The organism is Roseobacter sp. N2S (assembly GCF_031454055.1).
Classification (GTDB): Bacteria; Pseudomonadota; Alphaproteobacteria; order Rhodobacterales; family Rhodobacteraceae; genus Amylibacter.
Genome location: NZ_JAVDQB010000002.1, coordinates 561,315 through 573,159, shown reverse-complemented (window position 1 = coordinate 573,159; position 11,845 = coordinate 561,315). Strand labels below are relative to the sequence as shown.

Below are 11,845 nucleotides of genomic sequence, written 5' to 3'. Positions count from 1 at the left end.
TTTTTATGGGGCGGTATGTTCGGTGGAACAGATAGGGAAAGATCATGGCAGACAAAGACTTACGCATGCAGGCGGTGGACCTGTTCCAAGTGGCCGTGAAAGCCGCTGATCCCGCGGGCGCCGTGGCGCGGGCTTTGAAAGCGGACCCTATTGCGCCGTTTGGGGGAAAGCTGATCGTCCTTGCCCTTGGCAAAGCGGCCTGTGCCATGATCGAAGAAGCCCTGCGCCATCTGCCCACGCCAACCCGCGCACTTGCAATAACAAACGCCGAAAACGCCCGTGACATAGACGGGGTGGACCTGTTGATTGGCGAACATCCTGTGCCGTCTACGGGCAGTGCTGCGGCAGGGGCGGCGTTGTTGGATGCGGTTTCTGGGCTTGGCCCCGAGGATCGGGTTTTGGCGTTGATTTCAGGCGGCGGGTCGGCGTTGGCAATTGCGCCTGTTGCGGGGATTTCGCTTACCGAAAAGCAGCAGGCCAACGGGATTTTGTTGGGCAGCGGGTTGGACATCAATCAGATGAATTTGGTGCGCCAGTGCCTAAGTCGCACCAAAGGCGGTGGGCTATTGGCCGCTGCTGCCCCTGCGCAAGTTCGCGCGTTGATCCTGTCCGATGTGATCGGCGATGATCTGCGGGTTGTGGCCAGCGGGCCGACCGTAGGGCGCGTCGGCTCGGCAGCCGAGGCGCGGGATGTTCTGCATAAAGCAGGTGTCTGGGATGACATACCTGAAGCGGTGCGCCACCATCTGGAGCAGGACACGGCCCCCCCTGCAGCGCGAGAGGCGCAGAACCAGATCGTCGGGTCAAATCGGGTGAGCCTTGATGCCGTGGCAGCGGCCTGCACCGATGCGCAGATTGTAGAGGATGAGCTGACAGGGGATGTGGCGGATGCAGCCGCGCGGGTTTTGCAGGCGATGGAAGCTTCTGACGGCCCCCAAACCCTGATCTTTGGCGGCGAAACCACAGTGCGGATCAAAGGTGACGGGCTTGGCGGGCGCAATCAGGAACTGGCGCTGCGGGTTGCCCTTGGGGCGCAGCATCTGGACGGGGATTGGGTGTTTCTAAGTGGCGGCACCGACGGGCGCGACGGGCCGACGGATGCCGCAGGCGGTCTGGTGGATCGGGGCACCATCAAACGGATGCAGGCGGCAGGACTGGACCCGCAGGCCATATTGGACAATAACGATAGTTATCACGGCCTACAGGCGGCTGGCGATTTGCTGACAGTTGGGGGAACTGGTACAAATGTCGCAGATGTGCAGCTCTTTCTGCGCCGTTCTTGACGCCCGCCAAAGCGCGCGGTTTATAGGCGCAATACGCTGGGGAATTCATGTTTAAACGCAGACCTAAAGTGATCATCGAAGCCGAGCATGTGACCCTGCGCATGCCGGTCATGGCGGACCATTTGCCTTGGGTTCACTTGCGACAGGATGGCGAAACCTTTCTAAAACCATGGGAGCCTGTCTGGTCCCCTGACCATTTTTCCCGCCGTGCGTTCAACAATCGGGTGTTCTGGGCGCGTAAAACCTATGAATCCGGTAAGGGCTTGCCCCTGTTTATTATTCGCCGTGAAGATCAGGTTCTGCTTGGGGCTATTACGCTGGATAACATTCGGCGCGGGCCTGCGATGGCTGGGACTTTGGGCTATTGGATCGGCTCTGATTTTGCCCGTTCAGGCTATATGACCGATGCGATTCAGGCGGTGGTGCATTATGCGTTTCACCAGTTGGATCTTAGCCGGATAGAGGCCGCAACTTTGCCTGAAAACGCCGCCTCGCGCGGGTTGTTGGAAAAGACCGGCTTCAAATATGAAGGCGTGGCGCAAAGCTATTTGCAGATCGCAGGGCGCTGGCGGACCCATGTGTTATATGCGAACCTGCGCGGGGATCGTCGGGGCAAAACAGACGCGGGCTAGGGGCGCGCGCCGGCCGTGTGAAGGCACGTGTACCGCCGTTCACGCGAATTTTCCCGCCACAGAGCCGTTTCTCAAGTTAAACTCACCCCATGATACCGAGTCGAAGGGGTGTGCTATGTGGCGATTTCTGGGGATAGGTCTGGCGTTTTGGGCGGGCAGTTTACCTGATGCCGCGCCTGCGCAAACACGCACACCAAGCCATTGCCTTGCCTTCGCGGATGGCGGCGCACGGGTTTACAAGGCGGCTTTGACCCACGACCAAGTGCAGATCACCTATGCCGATCATTCCATGTATGTCATTGATACCCTTGGCGGATTGCGGGTGGTGACGGATTATAACGGCTTTATTGGACAGGTTGAAAAAATTCCCGATGTGGTGACCATGAACAAAGGTCATTCCAGCCATTACACGGATCACCCAGACCCGCGCATTCCCCATGTGCTGCGGGGCTGGGATCTGGACGGCGGGGTGGCGGAATACGAATTGGAACTGGGTGAAATGCTGGTGCGCAATGTCACAACCGACATTCGCAATGCTTTCACAGGGCAGGAACCAGACGGAAATTCGATTTTTATTTTTGAAGTGGCGGGTCTGTGTATCGGCCATTTGGGGCATCTGCATCACATCCCGTCTGACGAACAATTTGCCCGTATCGGGCGTCTGGATGTGGTGATGGCGGCGGTGGATGGCAGCATGACGCTTGATTTACCGTCTATGGTGCAGGTGCTGAAACGGCTGCGGGCGTCCGTTGTGTTGCCGATGCACTGGTTCGGGCGGGGCACGCTGGATCGGTTCGTGGCTGGAATGCGCGATGAATTCGAAGTCGTCACCCTGAAGGACAGCAGCTTTGTCATCAGTCAGGATTTACTGCCAAACCGCCCTACGGTTATGATCATTCCGCCCCGTTTCGTGACTGAATACGAATGAAGGTCACTTGTTAAGCGGTTTGCCTTTGGTTAGGTCTTTGCCCAAAGGAGTATCACCATGCTGAACCCTGCCAATGACGCCTTTCTGGCTGACTTAAACGCGGCCCTTCCCGGGGTGGCTGATCCGGTGCCGCCATCCTATCTAGAGGAACCCCGTGGCATGATGCAGGGGATTGGGGGCGTGTTGGCGCGGCCTCGCACTGTGGAAGAAGTGTCTGTGATCCTTCAGAAATGTACAGCGGCCAAGGTTGGTGTGGTGCCTTACGGGGGGGGCACGGGGCTGGTTGGCGGGCAGATCTTGGATCAAGGCGCGGCCCCGTTGATCCTGTCGCTTGAGCGGATGAAATCCCTGCGCCATGTGGACCCTGTCGGTAATACCTTAACGGTTGAAGCAGGTATGACGCTGGCCGAGGTTCAAGCCGCTGCCGATCAGGTCGGGCGGATGTTTCCCCTGTCGCTGGCATCGGAAGGGTCGTGTCGCATCGGCGGCAATCTGGCGACAAATGCGGGCGGCGTGCAGGTTCTGCGCTATGGCAACACGCGGGATTTATGTCTGGGGATTGAGGCAGTTTTGCCCGATGGGTCGATCCATCACGGGCTTAAACGGCTGCGAAAAGATAACACGGGCTATGACCTGCGCAATCTGCTGGTGGGCTCCGAAGGCTCGCTTGGGGTGATTACCGCGGCGGTTTTGAAAATGGTGGCCAAGCCTGCGGAATTGGCTACGTGTTTTGCCGTTGTGCGCGACCCAAGCGCGGCGGCAGAACTGTTGTCGCGGATGCAAACTGCGCTGGACGGGTTGGTTAGCGCGTTTGAACTGGTGCACGGTACGGGGTTTGATTTCCTATCCGAAACCATGCCCGAAATCCGCGTGCCTTTTGCCGACAGACCCGAGTGGATGGTTCTGGCTGAAATCGGGGGAGGGGTTGGCAGCGGGTTGGAACATCGGATGATGGCGGTGCTGGAAACCGCGTTAGAAGATGGTTTGATCGAAGATGTCGTGGTGGCCCAATCCGCCGCCCAGCGGGATGAATTCTGGACCGTGCGCGAAACCATACCAGAAGCAAACAAGCGGGTGGGGGCGATTTCAAGCCATGATATTTCTATCCCGCTGGATCGTTTGCCGGAATTTATTGACGCAGGGATTGCGGCGTTAAAGCCTTTTGGTCCCGTGCGGCTGAACAGCTTTGGTCATCTGGGGGATGGCAATCTGCATTATAATGTTTTCCCGCCGAAAGGCGAAGCCAAGGCCGATTGGATGCATCTGAAACGCGAGATCATGACGTTGATCCACGATCTGGTGGCGGAATTTGACGGGTCCATTTCCGCAGAACACGGGGTCGGGCGGTTAAAGGCCGAAGATTTGGAACGCTACGGCGATCCGGTGAAACTGGCGGTAATGGGGCAGCTGAAACGGGCGCTGGACCCTTTGGGGATCATGAACCCAGGCGCTGTTTTGCGGGGGTGAACGCAGCTTTAATGGCTGCGTTTGCATTTAGGTATTTAGGCTCAAAAGAAGGTGGTGCTAGTCGCCTTCAAAAGCACAAAGCGCTGTTACGGGGACGCCCATGTCACGGATGACTTTTGCGCCGCCAAGGTCGGGCAGGTCGATGATAAACGCGGCGTGGATGACCTCGGCCCCGAGGCGTTCGATCAGTTTAATCCCAGCCGCCGCTGTACCGCCTGTGGCGATCAGATCGTCGATCAGCAGCACTTTATCACCCGCTTGCAGCGCGTCTTCGTGAATTTCGATGGTGGCTTGCCCGTATTCCAGCGTGTAATCCTCGGTTAGGGTTTTGCCGGGCAATTTGCCTTTCTTTCGCACGGGAATGAAGCCCGTGCCAAGGCGTTCTGCCACAGCACCGCCGATGATGAAGCCCCGAGCTTCCAGGCCTGCGACAGCGGTGATGTTGGCGTCTTTAAACAGATCGACCATTTGGGACACCGCCAGTTTAAAGCCTTCGGCATTGCCAAACAGCGTGGTGACATCGCGGAACATGATCCCCTTTTGGGGAAAATCCGGGATGGTGCGGATGAAATCGGTAATGTCACGGGTCATAAAAGCGTCTTTCGGTAGAGAGCATATACGGGGTTGGGGGGCGTTAGGGGCGGCTTTACCGGCCCTAGCGTTTTCTTCGGGCATCAAGCAGGCGTTGCAGCACAGCGCCTTCGTTCTGGGTTTCAAGTGAACCCATCGCAGGCAGTTTTTCCAAGATGGACAGCACCGTAGGCGATGTAATGGCAACCGAGTGGCTCAGCCGGTCTTCGCCGTCGTCAACATCGGTGACATTCACAAATTGCACCCCGTAACGGCGCAGGATTTCAGTGTCTTTCAGCTGGCCCACACGGTTGTTCTTCCCAGTCAGAAAAGCCGAGGCTTTCAAGGCAATATCGGCTTCATCGCCAAAGATCACAAAGGGTTTAGGCAGGGGTTTGATCCGGCTAAGCTGGATTTCGAAAAGATTGGTATCAATATCGGGCGAAATCAACACCACGCCTGTCAGCTTGTTGGTAACATGGGTTTTCTTTTCCAAAGACAGCTGGCGAAGGGTTTCAACGACAACGCTGGAGCCGATGGAATGGGCCACAATCACAATGCGTTTGTAATTCTGTGCGACCAGCAGTTCTAGCAGGGTTTGCAACCCGTCACGGGCGAAAAGCGCACTGTCCCTGTCGCGGGTGTATTCCAATGTGTTTTGGGTTGCGGGCCATGAATAATGCACCGCCGTACTGCGGTTTTTCACATCATGCGAGATTTGCGCAAGGCGGTAAACGCCCTCGGCAAAGGTGACGTTAAAGCCGTGTACAAAAACAACCGCTTCGTTTTTGGCGGGGGCGGCACTGGCGCGCAGGGCGGTGGCGAATTTGGCGGCAGACCCGTAGCGCACGATCTTTTTGGTGACGAAATCTGTAGCTGGATCGACAGATTTTTCTGGTTTTTCAGGCCATTCGATCCGCCCCGCTTTATGGGTCGGTGGGATCGACACATCCAGACGGGCAAAGCTAAGTTGCGAAGTGCGCAGGCTGGAAAACACATCCACACCCGCGCTGGGCTGGCGGGTTGTGGCAACAAAGATTTCTTCCACAGGGCCGCCCAAAGGGGTGTCTGGCATCACTGAAATCGTGCCCCGTTCATTACACGCGGCTAAAAACAGTGCGAACAGCGCACAAAATAAGATTGAATTGCGCATCCCGCGACGCCTAAAAAACGCGACCCGCAACAGCGTCGAGTTTTGACACCATCGCAGGATCTCGGGCCTCTGGGGCGGTTAGGATTGCGAATTCCAGTGACTTGTCACAGCCATGCGGGCAGTCCACGCGGTTTGCCCCCAGCAGGGCTGGCAGGCGTGCAACCAGACCTTTGGCCTTGGCGGAATTGCCCATCAGGGTTTGAATGATCTGTGTCACGTCTACCTCTCCGTGGTCGGGGTGCCAACTGTCGAAATCGGTGATCATGGCGACCGAGGCATAACACAGTTCTGCCTCGCGGGCGAGCTTTGCTTCGGGCATATTGGTCATGCCGATCACGTCACAACCCCAAACCTCGCGGTACATTTTCGATTCGGCCAATGTGGAAAACTGCGGGCCTTCCATCGCCAAATAGGTGCCCCCTTGATGGACGGTGATGCCTTCGGCTTTGGCGGCGTCAAAACAGGCGGCCCCAAGGCGCGGGCAAGTGGGGTGGGCCACAGACACATGGGCGACACAGCCCGGCCCGAAGAAAGACTTTTCCCGTGCAAAAGTGCGGTCAATGAATTGATCCACAATGACAAAATCGCCCGGCGCCATTTCTTCGCGGAACGATCCACAGGCAGAAACCGAAATCACATCCGTCACGCCCGCCCGTTTCAGCGCGTCGATATTCGCGCGGTAGTTTACGGATGACGGCGTTTGCACATGGCCGCGCCCGTGGCGGGGCAGGAACACCATTTTAACACCATCCAGCCGCCCCACCAACAGATCATCCGAGGGCGTGCCAAAAGGGCTTTCCACCGGAATCCACTGGGGGTTTTCCAATCCGTCGATATCGTAAACACCACTGCCGCCGATAATCCCGATGACCGTTTCCATAATTGCAGTCCTTATTTTTGGCCGGGGCGGTTCAGGGCGAATGTTTCAGAAACGGCAGCGTAATCCCGATAGCCCAGCCGCGCCATGGGCTGGTAGGTGGTGACATCCAGAATGCCGTCGATGATATGCTCGTCGCGGATGTGAACGCCGACAACTTCGCCCAGAACCATCGTCGCGCCGCCGGGCAGTTCGATTTCCTTGAACAACTTGCATTCCAGCGAGGCCGGTGCCTCGGCCACAAACGGTGCTTTGACAACGCTTGGTGTGCCTTTAGTCAGGCCCGCGATGACATATTCATCCTCGTCAGGGGCGTAGTGGCCCGATGACAGGTTCATGGCATCTTGTAAGGCGCGTGACACAATCGACACGCAAAACTCACCCGTGGCTCGGATGTTTGTCAGGCTGTCTTTGGCCTCATCGCGGCCAATTTTGCTGCCTGTGGTGGAATACATCACCATCGGCGGATCGTCAGCAACCCCGTTGAAAAACGAATAGGGGGCCAGATTTGCAGTGCCGTTCGGGGTCAGGGTGGAAATCCAGCCAATAGGGCGGGGGGCCACGATGGCTTTGAACGGGTTGTGGGGCAGGCCGTGGTCTTCATGGCCGGGGCGGTAAAACATTATGGGCGTCCAATTTTCAATTGCGTTGCCCCTTTTGTAACGGTCTGCTATCGCGGGTTCCAGCAGTTTTCCCGCAACGATGCGTTGCTTCTAAAGGTCTGATAGGAAACGATGTTTCAATTGAACCCTGAAACACCCGAGGATAGCTACGAGGTCGAGTATCTGTACGACCTGTGTTTTGCCCCCGGACGCGAGGCACTGAGTTCCTATCGGTTGCGCGAAGGCGTGGCGCGGGTTGGGGCTTTGTGTCTGGCTGCGCGGGATGATTTCGGGGTTCTGGCAGGCGCTATTCGCTATTGGCCTGTTGTCGTTGGACCTGCCCGCCACCCCGCGCTCTTGCTTGGACCTGTGGCGGTACATCCCACCTATCAGGGCGAAGGTTTGGGCGGGCTGTTGGTGCGCGACAGTCTGGCGCGGGCTGAAATCTTGGGTTGGGAACGGGTTATTCTGGTGGGCGATGCGCCATATTATCAGAAATTCGGCTTTCAAAAGAGCGAGACGATGACCTTCCCGCCCCCCACAAACCCCGACCGTTTGTTGTACCTGCCCTTAACCCCTACAGCTTTTGACGGGGTGAGTGGGGAAATCATGCGGGTGGCGGTTGATTGACCAAAACTCTGTAGCGCTCCGCGCGGGGATATTTGACAAACAAAAAAGAGCGGGCGTCCGTCTTTCCATTTTCGCCAAATATCCCGGGGGTCCGGGGGCAGCGCCCCCGGCGGTTGCGACTTAGTTTACCGCAACGATTTTACCTGGGTTCATAATGCCCGTAGGATCAAAGCTGCGTTTGATATCGGCCATGATGTTCACCGCTTCGCCGTGTTCTTCTTCCAGATACTTCATCTTGCCAATCCCGATACCATGTTCCCCTGTCACCGTCCCCCCAAGCGCAAGGGCGCGCAGGTTCATGCGGTGGGTCAGGTCTTTGGCAAGCGCGAATTCTTCTGGGTTATTGCGGTCAAACAGGAAGAGGACGTGGTAGTTTCCATCCCCCACATGGCCGACAATCGGCGCGTTCCAGCCGTGGGCTTCGACATCGGCAATGGTTTCGTCCATCGCTTGGGCAAGCTTTGAGATCGGCACGCAGACATCTGTTGAAATGCCATCAGATCCCGGTCTTTGGGCTTTGATCGCGAAATAGGCGGTGTGGCGGGCGTGCCAAAGCTTGTTGCGATCCTCGGCTTTTGAGGCCCATTGAAAACCACCGCCGCCGAATTCTTCGGTGATCTCTTTCATGCGCTGGACCTGCTCGGCTACGCCGCTTTCCGATCCGTGGAATTCCATGAACAAATGGGGGCATTCGGTCATGGTCATATTGGAATAGGCGTTAATGGCTTTGATCGAGAGGGCGTCAATGAACTCGACCCGCGCAATCGGCAGCCCCATTTGCACCGCCATGATCACCGCATTCACCGCACTTGTGCTGTCTTGGAATTCACAAACCGCAGCTGAAATCGCCTCGGGTTGGCCGTGTAGTTTTACGGTCAGTTCGGTGATGATCCCGAGTGTACCTTCGGATCCAATAAACAGCCGCGTCAGATCATAGCCCGCGCTGCTTTTCTTGGCTTTTGATCCGGTGCGGATGATCCGGCCGTCCGCCAGAACCACTTCGAGGGCCATGACGTTGTCTTTCATCTTGCCATAGCGCACGGTGGTTGTGCCGGAAGCAGATGTGGCGGTCATGCCGCCCAAGGTCGCGTTTGCGCCGGGGTCTACGGGGAAAAACAGGCCCGTTGCACGCAGTTCGGTGTTCAATTCTTCGCGGGTGATGCCGGGCTGGACGACGGCATATAAATCCTCGGCGGCGACTGTCAGCATTTTGTTCATGTTGATCATGTCGATGGTCACACCGCCGCGGATCGGCAGGGCATGGCCTTCAAGCGAGGTTCCAACGCCCCAGGGAATCACCGGACAGCCGTGGGCGTGGCAGATTTTCAGGATTTCGGACACTTCTTGTGTGGTGTTGGGAAAGGCCACTGCGTCCGGCGGGGTGTTGTCGTAATAGGTCTCATTTTCGCCGTGCAGATGTAAAACGGCCTGTGCGGTGGAAAGCCGGTCACCCAAAAGTGTCTTCAGCTCTGATATTGCGGCACCATTGTCTGGCATTCGGGATCCTCCTGATTGATGCGCAGGTTAATTAGATGTAGGGCCTGTGGAAAGTGCAAATTTGTGGTATACTTCGGGTTCTGGAGAGAGAGTTTTGGCAAGCAACCATCCCCGCCCTGTTTCGCGGCTGTTGAACCGCAAAGGATTGCAGTCGATCCGCAAGGATGGCGCCAATTCACTGGTGTTCTGGACGCTGGCGTTGATCATCGGCTGTGCGGCGGGCTGGGCGACTTTGGCGTTTCGGGTCGGGATTGCCACGCTTCAGGAACATATCTACGGCGAGAGCGATGTGCAGTTGGCCTCGGCTGCCAGCCAGCTGCCGTGGTTCTGGGTTTTGATGGTTCCTGTCGTGGGCGGTTTGATCGTGGGGTTCATATTGCAGCGCTTCACCCCCGACGGGCGGGTGCGTACCGTGGCCCATGTGATTGAAGGGGCTGCGTTGCACAATGGCAAGGTTGAGGGCAAGGCGGGGTTGGCCTCGGCACTCGCGTCTTTTATTACGCTGTCCACAGGCGGGTCTTCGGGGCGCGAGGGGCCTGTGGTGCATCTGGCTGCGGTGATTTCCAGCAAGGTTTCCCGCTTGATCAAGGCTGACGGGATTACCGCGCGGGATTTGCTGGGCTGTGCCGTGGCCAGCGCTGTTGCGGCGTCTTTTAACGCGCCCATCGCTGGCACGATCTTTGCGATGGAAGTGATCCTGCGCCACTATGCGGTTCATTCCTTTGGTCCGATCGTGATCGCCGCCGTATCTGGCGCGCTGATCAGCCGGTTTGGCTATGGGGACATAACCGAATTTTCGCTGCCGGCCCATGAGTTGGAATTTTACGTGGAATTACCTGCATTTGTGTTGTTGGGGCTGCTGTGCGGATTGGTGTCTGTTGTGATGATGCAGGCGATTTTCTTTGCCGAGGATCGGGGCGACCGGTGGCAACAACAGTTCAAAATTCCCGGCTGGCTGCGGCCTGGAATTGCGGGTCTGATGTTGGGGGCAATGGCGATCTTTGTGCCCAATATTATCGGTGTGGGCTATGAAACAATCTTTCTGGCGCTGACCGCCAAGATAACTTTTTGGGCGGCTGTTGGGCTTGCGATCGTCAAAGTGGCAGCGGTGGCTGTAACCATGGCAGGGCGCATGGGCGGCGGGGCGTTTTCGCCGGCTTTGATGCTGGGCGCACTGACAGGCTTGGCGTTTGGTTGGGTTGCAACGGCAGTGTTTCCGTCCGTGTCTGGCACACAGTCCCTTTACGCGCTGGCGGGTATGGGGGCCGTAGGGGCGGCGGTACTGGGCGCACCGATTTCCACCACATTGATCGTGTTTGAAATGACGGGGGACTGGCAGATCGGTCTGGCAGTCATGCTGGCAGTTGCGTTTTCCACCACGCTGGCCAGTAAATTTGTGGCACGGTCGTTTTTTCTGGAACAGTTGGAACGGCGTGGCGTGCGCCTTGCGGCGGGGCCACAGGCCTATTTATTGGCCACGATTCCCGTGTCAGATTTGATGCGCGGTCTGGATCATCCCCGTATGGGCAGCACCGAACGCTGCGAGGCATTAATTGCCGAAGACTGTTACGTTGTCGCCTCGAGTTCCCTAGAGGTGGCTTTGCCCCTGTTTGACGGGGCAAAGCATCAATTTTTACCTGTGGTATCCACCGATGAAACAGGTGCGCCGGAAGAGTTGCTGGGCACCTTGTTTCAGGTAGATGCCTTGCGCGCCTATAGCGAGGCGATGGCCGAAACCGTGCGCGAACAACACGCCTAAGCGGGCTGTTCGCTTTAGCCTGTTAGCTGACAGCCTCAATGGTGACGGCATCTTTATAAAACGCCAGATGCCCTGCGATTTGCGCCACATCGTCAAAAGGGGCTTCGTAAGACCAGGCCACATCGGCTTGGCGGCGGTTTTTCCCGATCAGGTGGAAATAGGTGGCATCACCTTTATGGGGGCAATGGCTGGTTTTTTCAGAGCGGTCGAAAAACACCATTTGCAGGTCTTCGCGCGGGATGTAAATCACCGGTTCGTGGCCCTTTTCCCGCAGCAACAGCGCGCGGGATGTGCCGCCGATGATCGCGCCTTGGGCCCGCACACTCCAGTTGCCCACGGCTGGTTCAATCACAATTTCTGGTTCGTTCGTCATATGGTCTCTCCCAAAATCCATTCACTTTGTGCGCATAGTAGCACAGGTCCAAAGCGTTCTGCTTAGAACAGAAC

Annotated in this window: 12 protein-coding genes; 6 read left to right on the top strand and 6 right to left on the bottom strand. The window is 57.1% G+C overall.

Annotated elements, in window-relative coordinates; genetic code table 11:
- Nucleotides 1-44: 44 nt before the first annotated feature.
- The 4 genes from GGE09_RS08545 (at nucleotide 45) to GGE09_RS08530 (ending at nucleotide 4,310) form a co-directional block, all read left to right on the top strand.
- A complete protein-coding gene (locus GGE09_RS08545) occupies nucleotides 45-1,283 on the top strand; it encodes a DUF4147 domain-containing protein (protein ID WP_309745682.1) in 1,239 nt (412 codons plus the stop codon).
- Between the two features lie 47 nt (nucleotides 1,284-1,330).
- Nucleotides 1,331-1,915 carry a GNAT family protein gene (locus GGE09_RS08540; RefSeq protein WP_309745681.1) on the top strand — a complete coding sequence of 195 codons (585 nt, stop codon included), beginning with the start codon at nucleotides 1,331-1,333 and terminating at the stop codon, nucleotides 1,913-1,915.
- 115 nt (nucleotides 1,916-2,030) lie between these two features.
- On the top strand, nucleotides 2,031-2,843 hold the full coding sequence (locus GGE09_RS08535) for an MBL fold metallo-hydrolase (RefSeq protein ID WP_309745680.1): 813 nt from the start codon (nucleotides 2,031-2,033) through the stop codon (nucleotides 2,841-2,843).
- 57 nt (nucleotides 2,844-2,900) lie between these two features.
- Nucleotides 2,901-4,310, top strand: a complete 1,410-nt coding sequence (locus GGE09_RS08530) for an FAD-binding oxidoreductase (RefSeq protein ID WP_309745679.1) — start codon at nucleotides 2,901-2,903, stop codon at nucleotides 4,308-4,310.
- Between the two features lie 57 nt (nucleotides 4,311-4,367).
- Here GGE09_RS08530 and GGE09_RS08525 read toward each other — a convergent pair whose 3' ends face one another.
- The 4 genes from GGE09_RS08525 to GGE09_RS08510 all read right to left on the bottom strand — a co-directional run bounded on the left by GGE09_RS08525 (nucleotide 4,368) and on the right by GGE09_RS08510 (nucleotide 7,533).
- Nucleotides 4,368-4,901, bottom strand: coding sequence for an adenine phosphoribosyltransferase (locus GGE09_RS08525; RefSeq protein WP_309745678.1), 534 nt, complete (start codon nucleotides 4,899-4,901; stop codon nucleotides 4,368-4,370).
- 64 nt (nucleotides 4,902-4,965) lie between these two features.
- Entirely contained in the window at nucleotides 4,966-6,033 is a 1,068-nt protein-coding gene (locus GGE09_RS08520; protein ID WP_309745677.1) for an alpha/beta fold hydrolase, read from the bottom strand.
- A gap of 10 nt (nucleotides 6,034-6,043) precedes the next feature.
- Complete coding sequence (locus GGE09_RS08515; RefSeq protein WP_405048537.1) at nucleotides 6,044-6,913, bottom strand: S-methyl-5'-thioadenosine phosphorylase; 870 nt, start codon at nucleotides 6,911-6,913, stop codon at nucleotides 6,044-6,046.
- Nucleotides 6,914-6,924: 11 nt separating this feature from the next.
- Nucleotides 6,925-7,533: a flavin reductase family protein gene (locus GGE09_RS08510; RefSeq protein WP_309745676.1), complete on the bottom strand. Its 609-nt coding sequence runs from the start codon at nucleotides 7,531-7,533 to the stop codon at nucleotides 6,925-6,927.
- A gap of 111 nt (nucleotides 7,534-7,644) precedes the next feature.
- On the opposite strand from GGE09_RS08510, the gene GGE09_RS08505 reads away from it, so the two are divergent.
- On the top strand, nucleotides 7,645-8,142 hold the full coding sequence (locus tag GGE09_RS08505) for an N-acetyltransferase (protein ID WP_309745675.1): 498 nt from the start codon (nucleotides 7,645-7,647) through the stop codon (nucleotides 8,140-8,142).
- Nucleotides 8,143-8,262: 120 nt separating this feature from the next.
- Here the strand turns inward: GGE09_RS08505 and GGE09_RS08500 are convergent, their stop codons facing one another.
- Entirely contained in the window at nucleotides 8,263-9,639 is a 1,377-nt protein-coding gene (locus GGE09_RS08500) for an FAD-linked oxidase C-terminal domain-containing protein (RefSeq protein ID WP_309745674.1), read from the bottom strand.
- A gap of 94 nt (nucleotides 9,640-9,733) precedes the next feature.
- Between GGE09_RS08500 and GGE09_RS08495 the strand changes: the two genes are divergently transcribed.
- On the top strand, nucleotides 9,734-11,398 hold the full coding sequence (locus tag GGE09_RS08495; protein ID WP_309745673.1) for a chloride channel protein: 1,665 nt from the start codon (nucleotides 9,734-9,736) through the stop codon (nucleotides 11,396-11,398).
- 22 nt (nucleotides 11,399-11,420) lie between these two features.
- Here GGE09_RS08495 and GGE09_RS08490 read toward each other — a convergent pair whose 3' ends face one another.
- Nucleotides 11,421-11,771: a DUF427 domain-containing protein gene (locus tag GGE09_RS08490; RefSeq protein WP_309745672.1), complete on the bottom strand. Its 351-nt coding sequence runs from the start codon at nucleotides 11,769-11,771 to the stop codon at nucleotides 11,421-11,423.
- Nucleotides 11,772-11,845 lie beyond the last annotated feature (74 nt).